The organism is Virgibacillus sp. CM-4 (assembly GCF_000445495.1).
GTDB classification, from domain to species: Bacteria; Bacillota; Bacilli; order Bacillales; family Amphibacillaceae; genus Virgibacillus; species Virgibacillus salexigens.
The window spans coordinates 95,380-120,820 of record NZ_AUQA01000006.1; the positions used below are offsets into that span (position 1 = coordinate 95,380).

At 36.7% G+C, this 25,441-nt stretch carries 22 protein-coding genes, 1 pseudogene and 1 other annotated feature; of the genes and pseudogenes, 17 read left to right on the forward strand and 6 right to left on the reverse strand.

Going from position 1 to position 25,441, the window contains the following annotated elements; all coding sequences use genetic code 11:
* Positions 1-19: 19 nt before the first annotated feature.
* From M948_RS33715 to M948_RS33765, 12 genes are all read left to right on the forward strand, one after another.
* The gene (locus M948_RS33715) at positions 20-7,159 is read left to right on the forward strand and encodes an amino acid adenylation domain-containing protein (protein ID WP_031335464.1); all 7,140 of its coding nucleotides are present in this window, start codon (positions 20-22) and stop codon (positions 7,157-7,159) included.
* Between the two features lie 20 nt (positions 7,160-7,179).
* On the forward strand, positions 7,180-7,386 hold the full coding sequence (locus M948_RS33720) for an MbtH family protein (RefSeq protein ID WP_021290899.1): 207 nt from the start codon (positions 7,180-7,182) through the stop codon (positions 7,384-7,386).
* A gap of 40 nt (positions 7,387-7,426) precedes the next feature.
* Positions 7,427-8,116: a 4'-phosphopantetheinyl transferase family protein gene (locus M948_RS0121905; RefSeq protein ID WP_021290900.1), complete on the forward strand. Its 690-nt coding sequence runs from the start codon at positions 7,427-7,429 to the stop codon at positions 8,114-8,116.
* Between the two features lie 40 nt (positions 8,117-8,156).
* Complete coding sequence (locus M948_RS33725) at positions 8,157-9,176, forward strand: bifunctional 3-deoxy-7-phosphoheptulonate synthase/chorismate mutase (protein ID WP_021290901.1); 1,020 nt, start codon at positions 8,157-8,159, stop codon at positions 9,174-9,176.
* A gap of 141 nt (positions 9,177-9,317) precedes the next feature.
* Positions 9,318-10,160: a sporulation protein YtxC gene (ytxC, locus tag M948_RS33730; RefSeq protein ID WP_021290902.1), complete on the forward strand. Its 843-nt coding sequence runs from the start codon at positions 9,318-9,320 to the stop codon at positions 10,158-10,160.
* A gap of 336 nt (positions 10,161-10,496) precedes the next feature.
* Positions 10,497-12,437 carry a threonine--tRNA ligase gene (gene thrS / locus M948_RS33735; protein ID WP_021290903.1) on the forward strand — a complete coding sequence of 647 codons (1,941 nt, stop codon included), beginning with the start codon at positions 10,497-10,499 and terminating at the stop codon, positions 12,435-12,437.
* 40 nt (positions 12,438-12,477) lie between these two features.
* The gene (locus tag M948_RS33740) at positions 12,478-12,774 is read left to right on the forward strand and encodes an MGMT family protein (protein ID WP_021290904.1); all 297 of its coding nucleotides are present in this window, start codon (positions 12,478-12,480) and stop codon (positions 12,772-12,774) included.
* A gap of 81 nt (positions 12,775-12,855) precedes the next feature.
* Positions 12,856-12,978 (forward strand) — a sequence feature (ribosomal protein L20 leader region).
* Between the two features lie 72 nt (positions 12,979-13,050).
* The gene (gene infC, locus M948_RS33745; RefSeq protein ID WP_031335472.1) at positions 13,051-13,554 is read left to right on the forward strand and encodes a translation initiation factor IF-3; all 504 of its coding nucleotides are present in this window, start codon (positions 13,051-13,053) and stop codon (positions 13,552-13,554) included.
* Positions 13,555-13,608: 54 nt separating this feature from the next.
* Positions 13,609-13,806 carry a 50S ribosomal protein L35 gene (gene rpmI / locus M948_RS33750; RefSeq protein ID WP_021290906.1) on the forward strand — a complete coding sequence of 66 codons (198 nt, stop codon included), beginning with the start codon at positions 13,609-13,611 and terminating at the stop codon, positions 13,804-13,806.
* A 67-nt stretch (positions 13,807-13,873) separates the two neighbouring features.
* Positions 13,874-14,230: a 50S ribosomal protein L20 gene (gene rplT, locus M948_RS33755; RefSeq protein WP_021290907.1), complete on the forward strand. Its 357-nt coding sequence runs from the start codon at positions 13,874-13,876 to the stop codon at positions 14,228-14,230.
* Positions 14,231-14,363: 133 nt separating this feature from the next.
* Complete coding sequence (locus M948_RS33760; protein WP_021290908.1) at positions 14,364-14,642, forward strand: DUF1294 domain-containing protein; 279 nt, start codon at positions 14,364-14,366, stop codon at positions 14,640-14,642.
* A gap of 78 nt (positions 14,643-14,720) precedes the next feature.
* A complete protein-coding gene (locus M948_RS33765; RefSeq protein ID WP_021290909.1) occupies positions 14,721-15,305 on the forward strand; it encodes a TVP38/TMEM64 family protein in 585 nt (194 codons plus the stop codon).
* A 408-nt stretch (positions 15,306-15,713) separates the two neighbouring features.
* Here the strand turns inward: M948_RS33765 and M948_RS33770 are convergent, their stop codons facing one another.
* Positions 15,714-16,106: a hypothetical protein gene (locus tag M948_RS33770; RefSeq protein ID WP_021290910.1), complete on the reverse strand. Its 393-nt coding sequence runs from the start codon at positions 16,104-16,106 to the stop codon at positions 15,714-15,716.
* 362 nt (positions 16,107-16,468) lie between these two features.
* Between M948_RS33770 and dut the strand changes: the two genes are divergently transcribed.
* The 5 genes and pseudogenes from dut to M948_RS33785 all read left to right on the forward strand — a co-directional run bounded on the left by dut (position 16,469) and on the right by M948_RS33785 (position 20,040).
* Positions 16,469-16,906 (forward strand): dUTP diphosphatase, encoded by a 438-nt coding sequence (gene dut, locus M948_RS33775; protein ID WP_021290911.1) that lies wholly within the window; start codon positions 16,469-16,471, stop codon positions 16,904-16,906.
* A 119-nt stretch (positions 16,907-17,025) separates the two neighbouring features.
* Positions 17,026-17,070 (forward strand): erythromycin resistance leader peptide, encoded by a 45-nt coding sequence (locus M948_RS44005; RefSeq protein WP_148530710.1) that lies wholly within the window; start codon positions 17,026-17,028, stop codon positions 17,068-17,070.
* A 366-nt stretch (positions 17,071-17,436) separates the two neighbouring features.
* Positions 17,437-17,583: a hypothetical protein gene (locus M948_RS43230; RefSeq protein WP_021290912.1), complete on the forward strand. Its 147-nt coding sequence runs from the start codon at positions 17,437-17,439 to the stop codon at positions 17,581-17,583.
* Positions 17,571-18,687 (forward strand): annotated as a pseudogene (locus M948_RS33780) (ATP-binding cassette domain-containing protein). Before M948_RS43230 ends, M948_RS33780 begins: the two are co-directional and overlap by 13 nt.
* A gap of 267 nt (positions 18,688-18,954) precedes the next feature.
* Positions 18,955-20,040 carry a M42 family metallopeptidase gene (locus tag M948_RS33785; protein ID WP_021290915.1) on the forward strand — a complete coding sequence of 362 codons (1,086 nt, stop codon included), beginning with the start codon at positions 18,955-18,957 and terminating at the stop codon, positions 20,038-20,040.
* A 52-nt stretch (positions 20,041-20,092) separates the two neighbouring features.
* Here the strand turns inward: M948_RS33785 and M948_RS33790 are convergent, their stop codons facing one another.
* The 5 genes from M948_RS33790 to M948_RS33810 form a co-directional block, all read right to left on the reverse strand.
* The gene (locus tag M948_RS33790) at positions 20,093-20,713 is read right to left on the reverse strand and encodes a lytic transglycosylase domain-containing protein (RefSeq protein ID WP_021290916.1); all 621 of its coding nucleotides are present in this window, start codon (positions 20,711-20,713) and stop codon (positions 20,093-20,095) included.
* A gap of 70 nt (positions 20,714-20,783) precedes the next feature.
* Positions 20,784-21,455, reverse strand: a complete 672-nt coding sequence (locus M948_RS33795) for an ABC transporter ATP-binding protein (protein WP_021290917.1) — start codon at positions 21,453-21,455, stop codon at positions 20,784-20,786.
* Entirely contained in the window at positions 21,439-22,581 is a 1,143-nt protein-coding gene (locus M948_RS33800; protein ID WP_021290918.1) for an ABC transporter permease, read from the reverse strand. The genes M948_RS33795 and M948_RS33800 overlap by 17 nt, the downstream gene beginning before the upstream one ends.
* Complete coding sequence (locus tag M948_RS33805; protein WP_021290919.1) at positions 22,578-23,798, reverse strand: ABC transporter permease; 1,221 nt, start codon at positions 23,796-23,798, stop codon at positions 22,578-22,580. Before M948_RS33805 ends, M948_RS33800 begins: the two co-directional genes overlap by 4 nt.
* A 53-nt stretch (positions 23,799-23,851) precedes the next feature.
* The gene (locus M948_RS33810) at positions 23,852-25,420 is read right to left on the reverse strand and encodes a DUF6583 family protein (RefSeq protein WP_021290920.1); all 1,569 of its coding nucleotides are present in this window, start codon (positions 25,418-25,420) and stop codon (positions 23,852-23,854) included.
* Positions 25,421-25,441 lie beyond the last annotated feature (21 nt).

Below are 25,441 nucleotides of genomic sequence, written 5' to 3' on the forward strand. Positions count from 1 at the left end.
TCTATGGATAGGAGGTAACATGACAATGAAACAAAAACGGTACCCTTTAACTGGTGCTCAGACAGGGATTTGGTATGCTCAAAAACTAGATCCTAGTAATCCTATTTACAACACAGGAGAATATGTGGATATAAAAGGAAAGTTGGATATCAATCATCTGCAACAAGCGATTAGGCAAACGGTTTTGGAAGCAGAAAGCCTACATGCTCATTTAGAAGAAAGTCATGAAGGACCAAGGCAATCTATTCAATTAGAGAAAGACTTTTCTATCGATTACCTTGATGCTCGTGAACATTCCAACCCTAGTCAATTTGCGAAAAGATGGATGAAGGATGATTTGTCACAACCAATCGACATCGAAAAGGATTTATTATTTAAACAGGTTATCTTTCAAATTGATGAAAATCGATATTTTTGGTATCAAAAAATACATCATATTGCTGCAGATGCATTCGGTTTCTCCCTCATTAATCAAAGGGTTGCATCGTTGTATACATTATTTCTCCAAGGGGAAAAATTAGATGATGGCAGTGCATTGGGCTCATTTACAAAGGTTATAACCGAAGATCAAGGATATAGAAATTCGGAGAAATTTGAGGCTGATCGTGACTTCTGGATGAATCACTTTAGAGATTATCCAGAAGTCGTTAGTTTAGTAGATCGTTCAACGAGGTTACCTGCTTATTACATAAGTGATACAACTTATGTGGATAATGCAATCCTTACTTCCCTTCATAATAAATCGAGGAGATATAAAGGTAATTGGCATGATATGGTGATTGCAGCATTAGCCATTTATGTACATCGGATGACCGGAGAAGAAAATGTGATTTTGAGTTTACCTATGATGAATCGTTTTGGAACATCATCTTTGCGAGTTCCAGCAACAGTGATGAATATGCTGCCATTACGATTATCGTTACAGCCGGATGTATCATTACATAATCTGATCGAGCAAATTCATCAAGAAATCCGTATCATACGTAATCATCAGCATTATAGGCATGAAGATTTGCAGCGTGATCTCAAATTATTGGGGGATAACCAACGGTTGTTCGGTCCACAGATAAATATTATGCCTTTTGATTATACACTACGATTTGGAAAAGCAAAAGGAACAATATACAAGCTTGCAACAGGGCCTGTTGAGGACCTATCGTTAAACATTTATGATCAGAAGAATGATTCTGGATTACGATTTGATTTAGATGCTAACCCTGATATTTATAGTGAACAGGATGTGTATTTACATCTACAACGAATAGAAAAACTTGTGGTAGATATAGCTAATTCCTCAACGAAGCAAGCAATTGGTAAGCTTAACTTATTACTAACAAAGGAAAGGCAGCAGGTGCTAGAAGATTGGAATCCAGCCTATCATGAAATTGCTGATAAGCCATTTTTATCTCGTTTTGAAGAGCAAGTAAAAACGAATCCAGAACGTATTGCTGTAGAGTTTGGAGAAAAGAGGCTTTCTTACAGAGAATTAAATGGTCGAGCAAATCAAACCGCTTATTTGCTTCGTAAGCGAGGTGTAAAGCAGGGACACTTTGTAGCAATTATGTTACCTCGTTCAGATGAAATGCTTGTATCCATTCTTGCAGTAATAAAAACCGGTGCTGCCTATTTACCAATTGATCCGAGCTATCCGCAAGATCGAATTACGTATATGCTTGAAGACGCACAACCTGCTTGTGTTATTACGACAGTAAAAGATCAAATTTCATTGGAGAAAGAGAAAATAATCGTAGTAAACCTAGATGATAACAACATACAAGAAGAATTAACTTTATCGAATAATCAAACCTTTCCCTCTCCTATTGTTTCTGGGAGTGAACCAGCTTATATGATTTATACTTCTGGTTCTACAGGTATGCCGAAAGGTGTTGTAGTGAGAAATGAAGGCTTGATTAATTTTCTCGAGTCAATGCAATTGAAATTCAATCTTCAAGCTAGCGACCGGCTCTTAGCCGTAACAACAATAGCATTTGATATTTCTGCTCTGGAATTATTTCTACCTATCTTGAATGGTGCAACAACTGTCATTGTTGATAAAGAAACGATTCAAGATACGGATAAATTAGCACAGACTATTGAAACAAGAGATATTACGATTATGCAGGCTACTCCTACTCTCTGGCAAACGCTAGTAACATATCGCCCAAACACGATTCAAGGATTACAAGCGTTGGTTGGTGGTGAGGCACTACCTGCAAAACTGATGGAGGACTTACTTACGTTAAATTGTAAGATAACGAATTTATATGGTCCGACGGAAACAACAATTTGGTCAACCGCTATGCCAATTAGAGATAATGAAGCTAAAGCATTAATTGGCAGACCCATTGATAATACCAAAGTTTATATTTTGGATGCAGCTTTAAACCCATTACCCCCCAATGTTCCTGGTGATCTTTATATTGCAGGGAAAGGAATTGCCAATGGCTATTTAAATCGCCCTGGATTAACTGCTGAAAGGTTCATAGCTAATCCTTTCAGCCATCCTGGGGAGAGAATGTATTATACAGGAGATATCGCTAAATGGTTAAGTGATGGCACAATTGATTATATTAGTAGGTCTGACCACCAAGTGAAGCTTCGTGGATTTCGAATTGAACTAGGTGAAATTGAGAATGTACTAATGACACATCCAGATGTTGAACAAGCTGCTGTAATTGTACAAACAGACCAGTTAAGTAATCATCGGTTGGTAGCCTATCTTGTTGCAGATGAATCGTTGGATAGAAATGAAATTCGTTCACATATACAAGAGAAGCTTCCAGATTACATGGAACCATCCGTGTACCTTATTATTCCGAGTCTCCCACTAACACCAAATGGGAAACTCGATCGTAAAGCGCTTCCTGCTCCAGATATGGACCAAGAAGTATCAGATAGAGAGCCTAGGACACCACAAGAGGAGATTATATGTGATTTATTTGCTAAAGTGTTAGGCGTTCATCGTGTCGGAATTGACGATAATTTCTTTGATCTTGGGGGTCACTCTCTACTTGCTGGGCAGTTAATTAATCACATCCGTCAGATTTTTAATGTAGAAATTGGTATAAGTAAACTATTTACAGCACCTACCGTTGCAAGTCTTGCGGATGAGATTAATGATGGTAAGCAAGCTAGACCACCGATAAACAAAATGGAAAAACCAGTAAATATACCGTTATCCTTTGCACAGCAAAGGTTATGGTTCCTTTATCAATTAGAAGGAGCGAGTGCAACTTATAATATTCCAGTAGTTATTGAATTAACGGGTGATTTAAATATCGATGCCCTAGAACAATCCATCTTTGATGTGGTGGATAGACACCAGTCATTACGGACTATTTTTCCAGAAACGGAAGGAAATCCGCTTCAATTAATTTTAAGTACTAAGGAAGCTAATCCTGTGATTTATCAAAGGCAAATAGATAAAACGAAAGTGGATGATGTCATTCATTCAGAAATAAACTATTGTTTTAATTTATCAGAAGAAGCTCCATTTCGTGTAACGCTTTTACAAATAGAGAAGGATCACTATGTACTTGTACTTTTGATTCATCATATTGTTGGTGATGGTTGGTCACTTCGGCCACTTGTACAGGACCTAGGGAGAGCTTACCAACGAAGAAGTAAGGGAGAAAAACCTAATTGGTCTGCGTTGCCATTGGAATATGCAGATTTTGTATTATGGCAAGAAGCGCTATTAGGATCAGAGAATGGTCAGACAAGCTTGATGGCGAATGAATTGGACTATTGGACACAGGAACTTGCGAATCTACCAGATCAATTAGACTTACCAACGGATTATCCACGTCCAGTAGAGTCAACCTATAAAGGAGATAGTTATTATTTTACCATCACTCCTGAATTACACCGCCAACTATTAAAAATGAGTCAACTTAACGGTGCCAGTCTTTTTATGGCATTGCAAGCTGGATTTACGGCATTATTAACTCGACTTGGGGCAGGGCAAGATATTCCTTTAGGTACTCCAGTTGCTGGTAGGAATGATGATGCGGTAGAAGATATTGTTGGTTTATTTATTAATACGATCGTATTACGTACAAATACTTCTGGTGATCCTAGTTTTCGAGAGTTACTTCAAAGAGTTCGTCGTACAAACTTAAATGCTTATGAACATCAGGCTGTCCCTTTTGAGCGATTAGTTGAAGAATTGAATCCAATTCGATCTCGTTCAAAGCATCCATTATTTCAAATTATGTTCGCGCTGCAAAATACGCCGAACCCTGGTTTGGATTTACCTGAACTAGATAGTAATATAACAGTGAAGAGTGTAGGGTCTGCGAAATTCGATTTAACAGTTGAATTTCAAGAATTTAAAAATAGGGAAGGCAACCCAGATGGTGTAAAAGGAATGGTTGAATATAGTACAGATTTATTCAATCACCAAACGATTGAAAATATGTTCCAACGCTTTTTGAGACTGCTAGAATCAGCAGTAGTCGATATGGATCAACCAGTTGGTAAGCTAAATATATTGGGTTCTCACGAGGAAGAGATGATCTTGTCCGGTTGGAGCAGACAGAAAATGGTAGTAGCCGAAAATATATTACCTGATTTATTTGAAAAGCAAGTAGCCCATCATCCAAATGCAGAGGCTGTCGTAAGTAATAATCATACTTCATTAACATATGAAGATATCAATCAACAAGCAAACAGGCTTGCTCATTTACTAATAGCAAAAGGTGTAGGGCCAAATCAATTTGTGGCTTTAGCAATGCCTAGGTCAATCGATATGATCACTGGTTTACTCGGGATTCTAAAGGCAGGGGCAGGATATGTACCGCTTGATCCGAATTATCCAGATGCTCGAATTACTTATATGTATAACAATACGAAGCCTGTATGTCTCATTACAGATCAACAGCATAAAGATAAATTTAACAATAATCATCCTCATTCAATTATTATATTAGATGAAAATAGTACGAAACAACAATTGCATAAACAAAAAACATCAAATCCGACAAATAGAGATCGTAATGGTTCACTTTCTCCTTATCATCCAGCTTATGTTATCTATACTTCTGGATCGACTGGGAATCCAAAAGGTGTGGTTGTTCCACATCAGAATGTCGTTCGATTATTTGGAGCGACGGATCATTGGTTCCATTTTCATGCTGAAGATGTATGGACGTTATTCCATTCCTATGCATTTGATTTTTCTGTTTGGGAAATGTGGGGTGCCCTGTTATATGGTGGGAAGTTAGTCATTGTCCCACATGAGATCAGTCGCTCGCCGGAAGCGTTCTTGAATCTTTTGGTAGATGAAAAAGTTACAGTTCTTAATCAAACGCCTTCTGCATTCTATCAACTTATCCAAGCAGATCGTCATTTGGGTGGGGTAAATCTAAATCTACGATATGTCATTTTTGGCGGTGAAGCATTAGATTTAAATCGATTAGAAGAATGGTATGAGAGACATGAGCAACATTATCCACAGTTAATTAATATGTATGGAATTACGGAAACTACCGTCCATGTTTCTTATAAAGAGTTAGATAAGGCAAGTGTTTCATTAAGTGCAAATAGTATCATTGGTCAAGGAATTCCAGATTTAGGAGTATATATATTGGATGATTATTTAAATCCTGTTCCTCCAGATACAGTAGGAGAACTGTATGTATCTGGTGATGGAATGGCTTTAGGTTATCTAAATAGACCGGATTTAACTGCCGATCGTTTTATAGCTAATCCGTATGGAACTAGTGGTAGTCGAATGTATCGTACTGGCGATCTTGCCTGCTGGAAGCATGATGGTTCCTTAGATTATATTGGTCGTGCCGATCATCAAGTTAAATTAAGGGGATTTCGCATTGAATTAGGTGAAATCGAAGCAGTGTTAGCTAAACATCCTGATATTGATGATGTCGTGGTAATGGTACGTGAAGATCAACCAGGTGACGAACGACTTGTAGCCTATTGCACTTGTAAGTATGACATGGAAACAGAGGAAGATAATTGGAGAGCGTTCGCTGCGAAACATCTTCCTGAGTATATGGTTCCATCTGCTTATGTAATGATGGAAACTCTCCCATTAACTCCTAATGGAAAATTAGATAAGAAAGTATTACCAGTCCCTGAATATGGTATGAGTAATGCTTATCGTATCCCAAGAACGCCACAAGAAGAAATTCTTTGTGCTTTATTTGCAGAAATTCTTGATTTGCCACAAGTTGGTATTGATGATGGATTCTTTGATCTGGGAGGTCACTCCTTACTGGCTGTTCAATTAATGACGCGGATAAAGCAATTACTCGGAGTAGACTTGAATATTGGTACATTGTTTGCTGCTCCTTCTGTAGCGGGTCTTGCAGACCAACTTTCAGAAGAGAGCGACCATCATGCCTTAGATGTACTACTACCATTAAGAGAAAGCGGGAATCAGCCACCACTCTTCTGTGTTCATCCTGCTGGAGGATTAAGTTGGTGTTATGCAGGATTATTAAATAGTTTAGGAAAAGATTTTCCGATATATGGTATACAAGCCAGGGGGATTGCGGATTCTAGTCACTTACCTTCATCAATAGATGCCATGGCTAGTGAATATATACAACAGATAAAGCAAGTACAACCAGAGGGACCTTATCAGCTTGTTGGCTGGTCTTTAGGTGGAAATGTTATACATGCAATGGCTACGCAATTACAAGAATTAGGAGACACTGTATCATTGGTTGCCATGCTAGATGCTTATCCGAGTCATTTTCTTCCTATAAAGAATACACCAGATGATGAAGAGTCACTTGTCGCTCTGCTGGCATTAGGTGGATTTGATCCTGAAAGTCTTGGCAATGAACCATTGAATTTTGAGAATGCACTTAACATATTACGTAATAATGGCAGTGCACTAGCAAGCCTTAGTGATCAAACGATTTTAAATTTAAAAGAGACTTATGGAAATTCAGTACGTATTTTAAGTGAATACAAGCCGAAAGCATTTTCAGGTGACGTCTTGTTTTTCCGTTCCACGATTATACCAGAGTGGTTTGATGAGATTTCACCAAATACATGGACTCCATATATTAATGGAAATATCGAAGTGCATGATATTCATTGTCGTCATAAAGATATGTGTCAGCCTGAACCATTAACCGAAATTGGCGATGTTCTATTGCAGAAACTATTCCAATTACAAGTGAATTAATCAATGAGAGGAGAACGATAATGACAAATCCTATGGATAATCCAAATGGAAGCTATGTAGTATTAAGAAATAAGGATGGCCAATATTCGCTTTGGCCTTCCTTTCTCGATATACCTGATGGCTGGAATGTGATTTTTGGCGAAGATAATAGAGACAATTGTATGAACTATATCGAAGCCAATTGGAAGGATTTATTACCTTCGTCGCTAATATTAGTTAATGAATAGATAGGTTAGATATGGTGGGAAAGGCAAAGGGGGATTGGGTTTGGTTAATCTATATGTATGCAAACTTCCTAGCAAAAGAAGTTATCAAGAGATTCAAAGATTACTTCCTAATATCTCAGCTAGGGTTACACAAAAAATTAGTAGGTATCGATTTCTCGATGATGCATATCGCACTTTAATTGGTGACCTTTTACTACATCGATTCTTTTACCTGAATACCGGATATGATTTAAGGAAACAGAGAATAGAGATTACCAATTATGGTAAACCAAATATACCAACTTTTCCTTCTTTTCATTATAATATATCACATTCTGGTGATTGGGTGGCCTTAGCGACACACCATTATCCTGTTGGTGTAGATATAGAAAAAGTACAACCTCTTGAAAGCATTGTAGTTAAGAATCTGCTTTCTCATAGGGAATATAATAATATGCTTAAACATGATCGGCCGGTGCAAGCATTTTATGAGATATGGACAGGGAAGGAGAGCTTTGTGAAGGCAACTGGCAAGGGATTATCTATACCACTTCAATCTTTTAGTGTTACCGGTATGAGAAATATACAACTGATTAATACAACAACCGAAGACATCGTAAAAGGGTATCTGTGTGAACGATATAAAGATTTAAGCCGCTATTCCTTAACGGTTTGTGCAAAGCAAGCAGATAAAAAGTCATTTAATGATCTAACGGAATGTCAATTCAGCTGGTTAGCGAATGAACTGTAAACCATGTAGTAAGCAAACACGAGAAAAGGAGAGAATGTCCATGTTTAAAGCCGAGCGTATTGATGATGCATTGATTGAATTATTATGTGTGAAGGGACAAATGGTTGAGGAATCGCTGCAAAAAATAGAAATTTCCTATGATGATATAGCCTCTAAAAACAAAGGTCCTTATCAAACAGAAACCATCATAGAGATTCTTCAAATGCTAGCATGTAAAACATCTAAAAAAGAACAAGATAGCAAGGTATACTTACATTCGCGCGACCACCAACTAGAAAATTCAATTGTTAAAGTAGGGGATACGTTAATTGGGGATCAGCAACCTCATTTCATCATTGGCCCCTGCTCTGTTGAGAGTTATGAGCAAGTCTATCATGTCGCAGAACAAATGTCGGAAAGAGGGATGACATTATTGCGTGGCGGTGCATTCAAACCTCGAACATCGCCATATGACTTTCAAGGATTAGGCCTAAATGGTCTACAAATACTTTCTGAAGTTGCAAAACAATTTAATATGTCTGTGATAACAGAAATTATGAGTACGGAAAGTATTGATGAAGCCTATGATTATGTAGACGTAGTTCAAATTGGGTCACGAAATATGCATAATTTTGATTTGCTACGAGCAGTAGGTAAATTAGATAAACCAGTATTGTTGAAGCGAGGCTTATCTGCAACAATACACGAGTTTAAAATGGCCGCAGAATATATTTTAAACGAAGGTAATAACAATGTGATATTATGCGAGCGAGGCATTCGAACGTACGAAACAGCTACAAGAAATACGTTAGATATTTCAGCTGTACCAATTTTAAAGCAAGAAACACATTTACCTGTATTTGCAGATGTCTCTCATTCAGCTGGGAGAAAAGATCTACTTATCCCACAAGCAAAAGCGGCAATTGCCGCAGGGGCTGATGGTGTTATGGCAGAAGTACACCCAAATCCGCAAGTTGCTTTATCAGATGCAAAGCAACAAATGGACCTTTTAGAATTTCATTCTTTTATGGATCAACTGGATAACTTTTTACATCGTTTCTCTTTATCAGCAAGTGTCTAATAACATATCAACCTTATTCTATAAAACTTGTATATTTTCATGGAGAAGTAGTTTTAATGGATTACTCATTATTTCAAACCTTTGTCCATATAATGTAACAGTTTGGTTGGATGAGGGTGATGTTTATTGGTGGAACTATTTATGGAGTCAGATAAGGAAGTAATTCGATTTTGTGAAAAAGTGCGGCAATATAATAAACATATTAACCTGCACTGGAAGACACATGAGGAATGGGGGAATCATATTCAATTTGATGATCAAATTCCAAACCAAATACTTATATCAGCGATTGCTAAATCATTAACAAATGTATTTATTTCGCAACGATTGGGTAAATTAATTACAAACGTTATTGAAGATTTTTATTATTATACCAGTCTTGATGAAAAGGAGGAAATACTGGAGTTAACAAATTGGATTATGTCAGGGAAAGACAAAGATAGTCTAACAGTTCGTAAAAAAGAGGATCCATATCAAGTACTCGAATCCCTATTCATAGCTAATATTAAGGATACATCAACAATTCACTTTGATTCACTTGTTAAGTTTAGGTTGAAAGTGTTTCGAGATTATGTGATTCATTATGTAGGATTGGCAATTGATGAATATAAACGTGAAGAAGAACATCAAGAATTTGTGAATATGTTACGGGAGTATATCTCGAATCGCGAGCCTATCGTTGATACAGTCCATATTATACAAGGTAATTCATTTTCGTTTTATAAGCAAAATGGAAGACCCTTTTCAACGATGGAGTTGCGAGTGTTGATGCAAAAAGAACCGCTTTACATCGTCGGATTGGATGAGGATGAATTAAATTTAGCTCCCCTTGTAGCAATGTCTCCAAGGAGGATTTATATATATGGAGATCATCCGTCCGAACCGAAGACTCTGACGGTCATTAATGTTTTTCAAGAAAAAGTAACGTTTGAGCCGTTTAATCATTTTCCATTTCCTTACTATAGTAAAAAAGAGCAACATTAGGGCTTGCTTTTCCGAAAATTAGAAGCTATAATACACATTATAAATTAATTTAAGTTTTTGTGATATAGGTAATGAAAAGGACATGAATCATTGGATATGTCTGGAAAGAGAAAGAAGTCACCGGCTGAGAGCTTCTTACTGACATCAATGATTTACCACCTTTGAACCCTGCTATTGAAGCCTACTAGTAAGTAGCAGCGTTTCATCTGCGTTATAGATGTATGAAGCCGTAAGGAGTTTACGGAAAATAGGGTGGAACCACGACGTGACCAACGCTCGTCCCTTTGCTTAAAGCAGAGGGATGAGCGTTTTTATATTGAAGGAGGAGTGATTGTAATGGCTGCAGAATTATCTTTTGTTTTTCCTGATGGAGCAGAGAAGTCGTTTCCGGTTGGCACAACTGGTGAAGACATAGCTGGTTCTATCTCATCCGGATTGAAGAAACAAGCACTAGCAATTAAGCTGGGTAGTGTTTTATATGACTTAAAACGTGAATTGACACACGGAGGCAATGTAGAAATTATTACAAATAAGGATGACGAAGGTATTGAAATTATGCGTCATTCTACGGCACATCTAATGGCACAAGCGATTAAACGTTTATATAAAGATGTGAATTTTGGGGTTGGACCAGTCATTGAGGAAGGGTTCTATTATGATATGGACTTGGAGCATTCCATCACACCAGATGATCTTCCAAAAATCGAAAAAGAAATGAAGCGGATTGTCGATGAGGCTCACGAGATTGAACGTTTGGAGGTTTCTCGTGAAGAAGCTAAAGACATGTTTAAAGGTGACGAACTAAAGCAAGAATTAATTGATGCTATTCCACACGATCAGCAAGTAACGATTTATAAACAGGGAGAATTCGCTGACCTATGTCGAGGAGTTCATGTCCCATCTACGAATAAAATAAAAGCCTTTAAATTGCTTAGTATCTCTGGTGCTTATTGGCGTGGAGACAGTAATAATCAGCAGTTACAGCGGATATATGGAACCGCCTTTGCCAAACAAAGTCAAGTGGATGAATACTTAAAAATTCTTGAAGAGCGAAAAGAACGTGACCATCGGAAGCTAGGTAAAGAGTTAGACATTTTTACTGTCTCACAAAAAGTAGGGCAAGGCCTACCATTATGGCTGCCTAAAGGTGCAACCATTCGTCGTGTAATTGAACGCTACATTGTAGATTTAGAAGAGCGTTTGGGCTATGACCACGTTTATACACCAGTATTAGGAAGCGTTGATTTATACAAACAGAGTGGACATTGGGATCACTATCAGGATGACATGTTTCCAGAAATGAAAATGGATAATGAAGAATTAGTGCTTCGGCCAATGAATTGTCCGCATCATATGATGGTTTATAAAAATCAACTATATAGTTACCGTAATCTACCGGTACGAATAGCCGAATTAGGAACGATGCATCGTTATGAAATGTCTGGTGCCTTAGCCGGGCTTCAACGGGTACGTGCAATGACGCTGAATGATGCTCATATATTTGCACGTCCGGATCAATTAAAAGATGAGTTTATTCGAGTAGTTGAACTTGTCCAAAAGGTATATGAAGACTTTGGTATTCAGGATTATTATTTCCGATTGTCTTACCGTGATCCTAAGGATACAGAAAAGTATGTTGATAATGATGCAATGTGGGACAAAGCCCAAGCAATGTTAAAAGAAACAATGGAGGAAATGCAAGTAGAATATGTCGAAGCTGAAGGAGAAGCGGCTTTCTACGGCCCTAAATTGGATGTACAGGTGAAGACGGCGCTTGGAAAAGATGAAACACTATCGACGGTACAATTAGATTTTCATCTTCCAGAACGATTTGATTTAACTTATATAGGGGAGGATGGGAAGGAACATCGTCCTGTTGTTATTCATCGAGGCGTAGTATCAACGATGGAACGCTTCGTTGCATTCCTAATTGAAGAGTATAAAGGCGCGTTTCCAACATGGCTTGCACCAGAACAAGTAAGAGTGATTCCTGTTGCACCACAAGCTCATCTTGAGTATGCTAATCAAGTAGTGGACAAACTTAGATTGGAAGGTGTTCGAGTTTCTATTGATGAACGAGACGAAAAGATAGGTTACAAAATCAGAGAAGCACAGACACAAAAAATACCATTTGCTCTTGTTCTAGGTGATAATGAAATGAATGAGAATGCAGTAAATGTTCGGCGCTATGGAGAGAAACAATCAGAAACCAATTCGCTTGCTGAATTTACATCATTAATAAAACAAGAAATCACTGACAAATCGATGCATAGGTGAGCATGATCCAGAACGTCTAAATTAGAGGAGTAAAAAGAGCATGAATCATGGTTTTTTTGAACAGGTGTATCAAATAGTCGCCAAGATTCCTGAAGGACAAGTTGCCACTTATTCTCAGATTGCTAGGGCGCTTGAACAACCCCATAATGCAAGGGTTGTTGGTTGGGCCATGCGACAAGCTCCTGCAGATAGGAACCTACCTTGTCATCGAGTAGTAAAGAAAACCGGTGAGTTAGCCCCTGCTTTTACAGAGCAAAGAGCTTTATTGGAAAATGAAGGCGTCCCTTTTGATACGCGTGGAAGAGTTCAACTAACTGCCTGTAATTGGAACCAATAAGACAAATTTTTGAAAATAGGCTTTGACAACATATATATGATGTGTTATTCTATTAAAGTTGAAAATGATAACTGAATGATCTAAGACAAGTAGAAGCACCCGCTTCTCACCTGATTGACACCCTTTGGGTAGTTGACTGGTCCTTAACTCTGATATAGACGAATGGAGACGTGTGGGTGCATATGCCCACACTTTTTTCATGAACAAATAGTTGACTTGTCGATAATGATCACAAATAGATAAACTTTTTGGAGGTGGATGATTATTAGCAAAGAAATGAATGTAAATGAAAAAATTCGTGCAAGAGAAGTACGTTTAATTGATGCAAATGGTGATCAACTTGGCGTTAAGTCCCGTCAAGAAGCATTAGATATTGCACAAACAAGGAACCTTGATTTAGTGCTGGTTGCTCCCAACGCGAAACCGCCGGTTTGTCGCATTATGGACTATGGGAAATATCGATTTGAGCAACAGAAAAAAGAAAAAGAAGCACGTAAAAAACAAAAGGTTATTAATGTCAAAGAGGTTCGCTTCACACCTGGAATTGGTGACCATGATTTTGAAACAAAGTTAAAACAGGCACGTAAATTCTTAACAAAAGGTGATAAAGTAAAAGCTGCAGTTCGCTTCCGTGGACGTGCTATTACGCACAAAGATTTAGGAAGAGAAGTGCTGGATAGATTTGCTGAAGAAGTAAAAGACATTGCGACAATTGAGACAAAACCGAAAATGGAAGGTCGTAATATGTTTATGATGCTTGCGCCAGTAAATGAAAAATAAATTATGCAGTAATGACTGCTAACTTACTGTTATTGTTATAAGGAGGAAATCAACATGCCAAAAATGAAAACCCACAAAGGTTCTCAAAAACGCTTTAAGAAAACGGGTACTGGAAAGCTAAAACGTTCGCATGCATATACAAGCCATATGTTTGCTCATAAATCTCAAAAACAAAAACGTAAACTACGTAAGAGTACAACCGTATCATCTTCAGATTTTAAGCGAATTAAAACAATGCTTCCATATAAGTAAGGCATTTTATAACTAGAAAATAAACAATTTACTATTTTATTTTGATTTGTATTAGGAGGGAATTATTATGCCACGTGTAAAAGGTGGAACAGTTACGCGTAAACGTCGTAAACGCGTCCTTAAACTAGCAAAAGGTTATTATGGTTCGAAGAGAACGTTATTTAAAACAGCGAAACAACAAGTAATGAAATCAGGTCAATATGCTTATCGCGACCGTAAACAGAAAAAGCGTGAATTCCGTAAGTTATGGATCTCACGTATTAATGCAGCTGCTCGTCTAAATGATATCTCTTATAGTAAGTTAATGCACGGTTTGAAAATTGCTGGCGTTGATATTAATCGTAAGATGCTATCTGATTTAGCAATCCATGATGAACAGGCATTTACACAGTTAGTAACTAAAGCAAAAGATGCTTTAAAATAAAGAAAACGTCCTAAAAAGTAGGGCCGATATTTATTTTGTGAATGAGATGACCAAATACTTGCAAAAAAGCAGGAATTTGGTCATTTTTAATCTATGGATAGTCAATAATCCGTCAGAGAAAGGAATAATGTGGATGGAACTGTTGTCTAGTTTAATACCTTATTTAATTGGTGTAAACCTCATTACCTTCTTATTTATGGGGATGGACAAACAACGAGCCAAGAAACAACAATATCGTATCCCAGAACGGACGTTTTGGCTGCTTGCGATTGTAGGTGGATCATTGGGACTTTGGGCTGGGATGAAAACGTTTCATCATAAAACCAAGCATATGTCATTTCGAATAGGCTCTCCTATTCTAATACTGCTACATGTCATTATTGTTTGTTATGTTGTTTTTTCCTTGTCATAATGGCTCGTCTCATGTCATATACATTTACTAATGCGCGTCCTATACGTAGGAAGAAGAACATCAAGAAGGAGGCGAGTCATGGAGGTATTTGGGAATTATCTTATGGCTGTTATTGAAACAGGGGGGCTGTTTGCTCCATTATTATTCATTAGCTTTCATTTGCTGCGGCCTTTATTCTTTTTACCTGTGGTATTTATTTGTATATCAGGAGGAATTTTATTTGGAGCGGTTGCTGGTACAGTATACTCTTTAATAGGGATCACGCTATCGAGTATCATCTTTTATATGATTGTAAATAAAATGCCAAAGTCTGTTAAGCGGTTTACAAAATTGAAATCAAGGTTAATTGGTAAAGAATCTGTATTAACAACATCACAAATTGCCTTACTCCGCCTTGTTCCATTTATCCATTTTCATTTACTGTCACTATGTCTTCTTGAAATTTCTGCAGGTTTTAAAGAATATACGAAATCATCCATATTATCTAATATTCCTTTGGCTTTTGTCTATACGTCTATTGGGCAATGGATTTCAAATTTAACTCCTCTTTATATCTTCGTATTTTTAATATTATTATTGCCATGTCTCTACTTACTAAGAAGGAAAGAAATTTATATAAAATGGCAAGAGTTTTTTCATGTTAGTACAAAAGAAAGTATTTAAGGTAATAACGATGGAGGATCAAAAGTATGTAAGAATGAATAATCCGAATATTTTTCTGAAAATGCGAAATTGCATTCGGAAAAAGGATTCGGATTATTTATCATTCGTTTTTTAATTGTACGTACTACTGTATAGAATAATAGCCATGACTGTGAATCTTGTTAAATGAAATAAGGGTGATTTCTGCAGCAACATTACAGATCATGATGCTCTACTCGGGTAAGCAATACTTCTTGCCCGAGTTAACTGAAGCTTTGTCCCTGTAAAGCATGCCGTATTTCAGGTTACAAAATTAACGATTAAGATGGTTAATTACGATTTAGGGTCCTCATTTTTTTATGCCGATTATCACTACCGTAAGTAAAGAATTCGATTTGATAGAAAAAGATTATTTAGAGTTAGAGGTACTCATTCGATTGAAGTTATTAAAAGTTTATTAATGGGATGTTTCCATTCAATTTTTGCATATGGGTATCGAATTAACATTTCGTTTTCTAGAAAATACAAATCATCTCTAGTTAGTCCACGGAGTTCCAATGGATCTCTAACTGTAATTTGAATGTCCACAACTTCAAAGGAATTTTCGGTTGTTCCTACGTATTTTTCACCCTCAAATAAGCAGCCTCTATAAACAAACAAAAGATTCTTTTTACTATTAGTTGGTTCATCTAAAAGATAAAAATTTCCTTCTGCTTTTGCTATGCGTAGTTTTCTTTCTGGGTTTCGATAATATTGTATCCATGTGTAGACAAGCAAAGCGATTGCAACAAAAATTAATATACGGAATAAAATAATAATCATACCATCTGTCTCCCTGAAAAATTATTACTCATTTATACGTATGATAACATAATAAGGTTTCACTATTTTTGCTATTTCATGTAATATTCGGTGAAAATAGTAATTGAAAAAAGTCTGCTATTCTATTTGACTGAGCTATAGGTATATAAAAGAAACGAACCAGTGTTACAATCATCCGTTCATTATCTAGGCTTTCCATCACATCTTCCGATAGGAGTTCTGGTTTTAAGAAGTGGAAGCATGCCATAATTGAAAACCATTCTATTATATGTAATTATTATAGTATTGGTCTTTTTCCATGGTTGTTCATGAGTGAAATGGAAGACTAGTTGAAACAGCAAGTTTTGAAACGGGGGATAGAAATGGAAGCGGAATTAAAAATTAAATTGATACATAATGAAGCTAAGTTACCATATCGAGCTAATGAAGTTGACGCTGGATTGGATTTATTTTCAATTGAGGATAAGGTGATCAAGGCTGGAGAAGCGGAATTAATTCGAACTGGAATACAAATCGAATTACCTGAGAGAACGGAAGCACAGGTTAGGCCAAGAAGTGGTTTAGCTCTAAAACATTCCATCACTGTTCTAAATAGTCCAGGAACCATTGATGAGGGTTACAGGGGAGAAATAAAAGTCATTTTAATTAATCACGGAAAGGATGATTTTAAGGTAGAAAAACATATGAGAATTGCGCAAATGGTTATAGCTCCAGTTTTACAGGTCAAACTTACGGAGACGGAAGTTTTGTCAAACACAAGCAGAGGCATAGGTGGTTTCGGTTCCTCTGGTAGTAAGTAACACCAATGGGGTAAGAATATGGTTCAGCATTAATAGCAGAACCGCTAGTTACCTTTGAGTTTAACCCAAACATAGCTATAATAGCCACTGAACGTAACTGTAAGAAGGATTATTAAAAAATGACACATGCTATGAGACTTCGATTCCCAACTTTGAACATGTAATTGAATACGTTCAAAGGCTCTGTTTGTGAATACAGAGTAAAATGGAATTAGTCTGTCCTTTTTTAGCATCCTTCATTTCATATCTGAAAAATACGTCTTGCTTGGATTCGAGCATCTCCCCACTAACTTTTTGAAAGTGGGCTCTTATGCTAGATGGAAGCGAGATAAAAATATGTAATGTATAGAAAGGCGGCTTGTGCTGCCTTTTTTTTAATCTTGTCTACGTTTTGTTTTGTTGTAGCAAGGCTAGGTTTAGCTGTTAATGACATCTAACTACGTTTCATAAATTAGGATAGATTTTCCCTTTTACTTTTAATCACAGGTAGATGCTTGTGATTTTTTTATATAAAAAGGAAGAGGAAACCAATGCGTTATATTTATGTATGTAAGCGTGTATTTTGTAAGTATGGAATGAAAGAAAGCGTTGTTTTTATGCACAATCATCCATTTGTTACTCAGACGTGGGTCGGAATAAAAGCAGAAGAAAGGGGGCGAAAGGAATGGAAAAAATAGGTGTGGAATTGGAAAATGTTGAACTTTCTTTCTTAGATAGATTGGTATTACACGTCCTGCGTCTTGCTGTACACCAGTTTGACCGCATTGGAATTGTTGGAATAAACGGCGCTGGCAAGAGTAGCTTGTTGAAATTGATGAACGGTCAAATAAAACCAGAAAAAGGGCATGTAAAAAGCTATATAAATTTTGCTTATCTTGATCAAGTAACAGCACCAGATGAAAGTGAGATAGATTATGATCTAAAAAGGAAATTATCTATCCCAGAAACGAAAATGGAAAACTTCAGTGGTGGAGAGCAAACCAGGATGAAGTTAGCACAAATTTTCTCAAACTATTATGAAGGATTATTGGTAGATGAGCCTACTACGCATCTAGATACAGAGGGTATACAATTTTTTATGAAAGAATTAACTCATTATTATGGTGCCCTTGTGCTTGTGAGTCATGACCGGTACGTATTAGATCAACTTGTGACGAAGATTTGGGAAATAGAGAACGGAACTGTAACCGAATATACCGGGAACTATTCGGATTATGTTGACCAAAAGAAACTTGAGAAGCAGCACCAACAAGAACAACATGAAACATATGTAAAAGAAAAAATACGACTTTAAAAATCCGCAGAGGAAAAGATAAGGAAAGCAGGGAAAATCACACAAGGAAATGGTCATATGTCCAAAAAAGAAACAAAAGCAAAGGCCAACAAGATGTTTATGACCAAATAAAGGATACTAGTCAGAAGGCTATGCAACGTGCAGCGAAAGCTATAGAGCAGAGAATGGAACAGCTTGAAGAGGTGGAAGCTCCCAAGAAGGAGCAAATCCTTCTACAGGAAATGACCTAAATAAGGATGTACGAAATTTAAGTGGTGGAGAGGCTGTTCGTTAGTATTATGTCAGTTATTTTTAGGAAAATATAATGTGTTGTTTTTAGATGAGCCAACAAACTTTTTAGATGTTATTTGTATATAAAGCATTGGAGCGTTTTTTAAAGGCGTATGAGGGAACGGTTCTGCTTGTATCACATGATCGTATGTTTATAGATAGTGTGGCAGATCATGTATATCTCATCGAAAACAAAAAATTGATCTTACAAAGCTAATGTAAAGAAGCAGAGGAGATAGACTCTGCTTCAATTTATCCTATCACACAGCGTTAGGATAAATTGAAACTTTTTACGATTCAAACTGTATACGAAATAAAATGAGAGGGCTTAGAAGTTGATGGGAAACAAGCATATTTGCAATCATTCAAGTAAATGATAGGCAATAGGATGAGAGATCCTAGGATAATAACTGAATATCCTATTTATTCCTTCATGCTATAAAGGTATAATTAGTATTAAATCATTAGAAGAGGTGAAGTACATATGGGAAATTTAGATGATACAGTAAAAATGTTTAAAGATCTGACCGATGCAAAAGGAATTCCTGGTAATGAAAAAGAGCCAAGACAAGTGATGAAGGATTATATTATGCCATTTGCTGATGAGGTTGTTTATGATAATCTAGGGAGTCTAATTGCAAAAAAGACAGGGGATGAGCAAGGCCCAAAAGTTATGGTTGCAGGTCATCTAGACGAAGTAGGATTCATGGTAACTCGGATAGATGAGAAAGGGTTTATTTATTTTCAGACAACGGGTGGTTGGTGGAGCCAAGTAATGCTTGCGCAACGTGTTACCATTATGGGTGGTGAAGGTGATGTGACTGGTGTTATTGGTTCAAAGCCTCCACATATTCTTTCAGCAGAAGCTCGAAAAAAACCAGTAGAAATTAAAGATATGTTTATTGATATTGGTGCAGCCAGTAAAGAGGAAGCCGAAGCGTTTGGTGTAAAGCCAGGTGATTCCATTGTACCTTATTTTGAATTTACCCCTCTAAAAAATGAAAAATTATTATTAGCTAAAGCGTGGGATAACCGAATTGGCTGCGCAATAGCAATTGAGGTCTTAAAACAATTGCAAGGTACGGATCATCCAAATATTGTTTATGGGGTTGGAACGGTGCAAGAAGAAGTTGGTTTAAGAGGGGCAAAAACCGCTGCGAATGCAGTAGAACCAGATATAGGTTTTGGTGTAGACGTTGGGATTGCAGGGGATACACCTGGTGTATCTGACCATGATGCTGATAGTGAATTAGGTAAGGGTCCTCAACTTGTCTTGTATGATGCATCAATGGTTTCTCATAAAGGTGTTCGTAATTTAGTTGTAAAAACAGCTGAAGAGAATAACATTCCGTATCAATTTACTTCAATGGCTGGTGGAGGAACGGACTCTGGTTCCATTCATTTAACTGCTAATGGTGTTCCTTCGTTATCGATTACGATTGCAACACGTTATATTCATACGCATGCAGGCATATTACATCGTGATGATTTTGATAATGCTGTCAAACTAATTGTAGAAACAATTAAGAAGTTAGATCGGAATACCGTTAATAACTTGATCTTTGACTAATCTCTGAATGATAATGACAAAGGTTGTTCCAATATTGGAACAACCTTTGTCATTATGTGAGATATGAATGCATCACTTTTGTTACATAATTTTGCGTTTCTTGAAATGGTGGAATACCATGATATTTATCAACATTTCCCGGTCCAGCATTATAAGCGGCTAACGCTAATTCAACATTTCCATTGTAACGTTTTATCATTTGGCTTAAATACTTTGCACCACCGTTAATATTCTGTTCAGCATCATAAGGGTTTGTAACACCTAATGCTTTTGCAGTAGCTGGCATTAATTGCATTAGTCCTTGGGCACCTGCGTTACTTCGTGCATTTGGATTAAAATTGGATTCTGTTTGAACAACAGAATAGATTAATTTCTCATCAAGTTGGTAAGTAGCAGCGGCATCTGCGATTAATTGATGTATGGCTAGATTTGCATTTGTCTTGTCTTTTGTTGTAGCCGGTTTACTCATTTGTGATATCATATTATTTTGGGCTGTAGGCAGTAAATGCTGCTTAGCTGCTTGTAAGTTTGTAGCTTTGGTTAATTGTTCGGTTAACATTTGCTTAAAAGCTAAATCTATCATAGGAGAATAATTAGAAAAGCCATTTGTATTTGATGCTAGCACCGACATTGCTTGGTACTGCATCACTTGTTGTAAATCTCTCATCTCCATATCCCGTTCTCACTTTCTGCATGTATTTATAATCAGTTTACTATAGAATCTACGAGAAGCAATAGGATTTTCAAAAAACGTGGATGTTTTTTCCAGCCTTTTTGAGAATATCTTTATAAAAAGGGTCATTTCCAATACACAAAACACGTGAACATAGGGTGTTAATTTCATCCATATCATGGGAGGTATACACAATTACTTTCCCTTTGTTATTTGCTAAATCATGTAAGTAATTTTTTATTTCTTTTTTTGACTTTAGGTCAATACCGACAGTTGGCTCATCTAGTAAAATTAGATAAGGGTCATGTATTAAACTGATAGCCATGTTGAGCTTTCTTTTCATACCACCTGATAATGTCTTAACGGGTTTATTCCATTGGTCTAAATTCATTTCAAGACAGAATTGACGAAGTTCTGATTCTGAACGTTTTTTCCATGATAATTTTTCAAAGAAAAGCATGTTCTCTTTTACTGTAAATTCATCCCAAATAGCTATTTCCTGTGGTACAAAACCAATAAGTCGTCGTATTTTATTTTTATCGGCTAAATAAGTGAAGTTGTTTAATTGAACAGTTCCTGATTTTGGTTTTTGTAGTGTAGCTAATACCCTTAACAACGTAGATTTCCCTGCACCATTTTCACCGACTAAGCCTACGATCTCACCTGAATGAATGGTAAAGGTTAAATCCGAAAAGATTTGATTCTTACCATATGACATAGATAAATTATTTACCGTAAGCATTAGACTTCTCCTTTCTTAAAAACCATATTACAATAAGTGTAATTGTTACATATAGCCAAATATGATGGACGTTCGCATCCATGAATATCTGTAGTGGATGAATCACTTCAAGCAGCGGAAAATGATTGGTAATTCTTTCTACTGGCAGTATTACGCCACTCGAAATTGTCATGATCAATGTAAGGATAAATGATAAGCTATAATAAAAAATGAGATTTGTCACCCTTATAGCTATAAGAAAGACTAAGCTATTCATCATTAACCGGAAGGAAAATACATTCCATACATCTGTGGGGTGGATCCCCTCCCCGAGAATAATATTAAAGGCAAGTATAGCGATAAGGTCTGTAATCAAAAATAGTAAGGTGTAGATAATGAGATTTTGCAAGCAATAGGTTTTAAATGAATAACGGATAAAAGCAAATCGGGGACGTAAGGATGACCGTTTTTCTTTTATTATCCAATCAAATAGAAAGAAAGTTGATAATATAGAAAATAGCGCCCATAGTCCCCATGTATTCCAGATCAGTATTGAATTTGTTGTTTCTTCCGATTGACTGTTAGCATAGGTAAATGTTGTTTGTAACAATTCTTGATCCATTTGGATTTGTTTACTTTTAGCAACAATTTCCTCCCATGTCCATGAATGATTCTCATAATGGGTTTTAGCAAGGTTTAACACCGTATAGGCTGCCTTGGACCTACCTGTTTCTTCTTGTACAAAAGACGCAATCATTTCTGAAACGGGTGTATAAGCAAATGATAAATCCGAACTGTAACTTGTAATTAATTGATTTCTACTACCTTTTTTGATCTGTTGCTGATAGCCATCTCTTATAATAAAAACGCTATCCAGTTCGTGCTTTTCCAATTGAGCTAAAGCCTTATCTTCATCTAAGATGTCTACATGGATCATTGCTGCTTGGTTTATGTTCTCTTTCAGATTTTCGGCCATTGGTGTGTCTTCTTCGATTACAAGCCCAACGGGTATATTGCTATCTTCCTGAATCGACTCTGATAGGAGGGTGATAGATATGACAGCAATGATAGGGAGCAATAACCAAAACAATAGAGAAAAAATTTGATGTTTCCAAAATATTATCCGTGTTTGTAAGATGGATTTCATCGTAATCGCTCCTTAATGGCTGAAAAACCAAGCAAAATAAAAATACTAGCTACCATCATGCCGAGAAGTGGGAGTATATCGACAAAGGAACGGTTTGTTAGCATAATCTCTTGTAACCAGTGGAATGCTTCACTAGAAAATACCAAAGTCAACCCTTTTTGAATTTCTTGTGGAAAGTAGATCGTTGGAACGATTGCACCACTTAAGAGAAGGATTGCAATGGTATAAAACGACTGAATGAGTAATTGCAAGCGGTAAGAAGCTATTATCCTTTCGATAATAGCTAATCCAATGAGAAAGCCAATACTATACATTCCGCTTATCAGCAATATTCTCCAGATACCAAGCCCCTGTATTTCCCATTGTACAAACGGTTGGATAATGAAAAACAGACCAATTGCTAAAGGAAAGACAAACAGACCACTTGTGATCACTTTTGCTACTATTTGTTGCAGTTCTGAGACTCCGTATAACGCAAGTCGCTGCTGCATTTTTTTTCTTTCTTCTTTGTAAAGCAACATATACATCAATAACATCCAAATTGTTAGGACAACAAACCAACCAGCTAAGCTAAAATAGGATAGAGGATTGTTCGTCGCTTGATTAATTAATTGTTCTTCATTGATAATCCGATCTCTACCAATGGTATAGAAGACAAATTCTTTGAATTGTTCAAAAACTAGCGCGTTTCTTTCTTGATCACTTAATTGCATTTCCTTTGCATAATGATTAATGGTTAGGACATTGGCCTGTGAAGATCGAATATGTCTTGCTACACTTTCAATTAACTCATTTATCATTTGGCTTCGAATAGGTTGGTTAGCATTTCCGATAACCGGTAATTCTACAGAAACCCCCTGATAAAGATGCTTTGTAAAATATTCTGGGAAGATAATATAGGAGCTTAATTGATTATTTTTTACTGCTTGTACTGCTTCATTTTCATTCATGCTATCTATTTGTATGTAAGAGCCGAGTTCTGAAGCTTCTGTCATCATCTCTAAAAGTAACTGCGTTTCTTCTGATTGGTCGTTATCAACCAGCCCTAACTGAATTGGTTGCGATTCATTAGGTAAGAGAAATGAGACAATAATGACAAAAACCATTCCGATAATGATAAATGGAAAAAGGAAAAGAAGAGGAAGTGTGAGCCACTTCCTCTGGATTTGCACCCTGTTCCTGTTGATTAAAAGTACCAAGATTTTAATGAAATGCATAGGAGCACTTCCATTCTTAATAAATTATGAATCTAGAAATTTTTATGTTCTATTTAAAACCCCATATTGCCAGATTCAGAAAGTTTTCCGAAAAACCATTGCTGGAATTTAGGAGTTACGTCTGTTTCGAAATACTGCATTAATTGTTCAGCGTTCATATTCCCCAAATCTTTTTCACTGTTTCCTTCAGGAATCTTCACGCTGTCTACCGTTTTACCACTTACTCCAGCATGCAGTGATGCCATCTCTTGACTTAAAGTAGCTGTTTCTAAAGAGAAGTCATGTTCAGCGTTCATTTGATCATTATTATAAGTGGATGAACCGTTCCATAGTAGACTACCTCCGCCGTTAGCAGGATCTTCGATGGTGAAGGTACGTTCAAACTCCCGTTTATTATCATCTAACGTTTCAGTACCGTTATACGAAAGAACAATATCTCCAATTGTTAGATTAATAGAATCGGTTGCTTTATTATTTTTCCAAGATAGGTCGCCAGCTAAATTCATCTTACCTTGATCAACCGAATCTTCAAAAGTTACATCATAATTAAACACTTGACTGTCTTCTTTCAATAGTTGTGTTCCTTTTACTGCTAATGTAACTAATTCTTCAGATGAAGGCCCCATCTGAACTTGAAAATCTCGTTGGGCGATCACATCGTCATGAATCCAAATTGTTGATGTTAACCCATTAGGTATTTGCAAATCGGTTAATGCTTCTTTTGCATCTGCTAAGCCTGTTTCAAAGTCAGTGATCATTTGTTCCATTTCACTATTCATGGCCGTCCCGCCTAATTGTTGCAACTTCATCTGCTGACTTAATATTTCTTTTACTTTTTCGTCTTTTTCTAACTTATCCAAAATGGTTGTTAGTATTTGTTTTACTTCATTTTCACTTAATTGCATGGTAACTTTTTCAGTGTCAAGCGATTGATCGTTGACTTTAATTGTTTCTTCCTGGGCTTTAAATGCGTCTTCGGGGATTTCATTGTAGATCATCTCTCCATACGCCTCTTTAAAATAATCTAAGTCCTCTTCAGATAACGATCCTTCAAAAAAGCTTGCAAAATCCACTTTTTCTTCTCCTGTAAAGCTAGATGGATCTAATTCATGTAGCAAACTACCAATGTCATTCCCTTTTACCGAAAGTAAATCTTCAATGAAAGGAAGACCGACCATTAGTTTTTCACCAGTAAGGTAAAATTGGAGACCGTCAATTTGGATGCCTCCAATATCTGCAGTTAACTCGGAAGACAATTTCTTGTTTTCCATGTCGGTAGTATTCTTCATTGTGATGGTCGAGTTATTAATAAACTGTGACGGATCCATTTGGCCATATCCTGCGGAGCCGTTTGGATTATTATACTCTGCTGATAATTCTACGGTAGATTCTGTTGGGTTTTCTTCGGTTTGTTCTAACCAGCTCATCTCTGGTTCGTAACGTTCTTCGAATTTTTCAGTAAGCACCTCAATAGAATTCTTCTCCGCTAAAAAATATTCTTGTTTTCCGGATAAATTAGAAAAAATAAATGCCGAAACACTTCCCCCTATTAATATCACTGCTCCAATAACAATAGCAATGAGTGTTTTAGGCGACAATTTACCCCTTCGTGTTTCTCCCATAAAACATTTCCCCTCTCTATT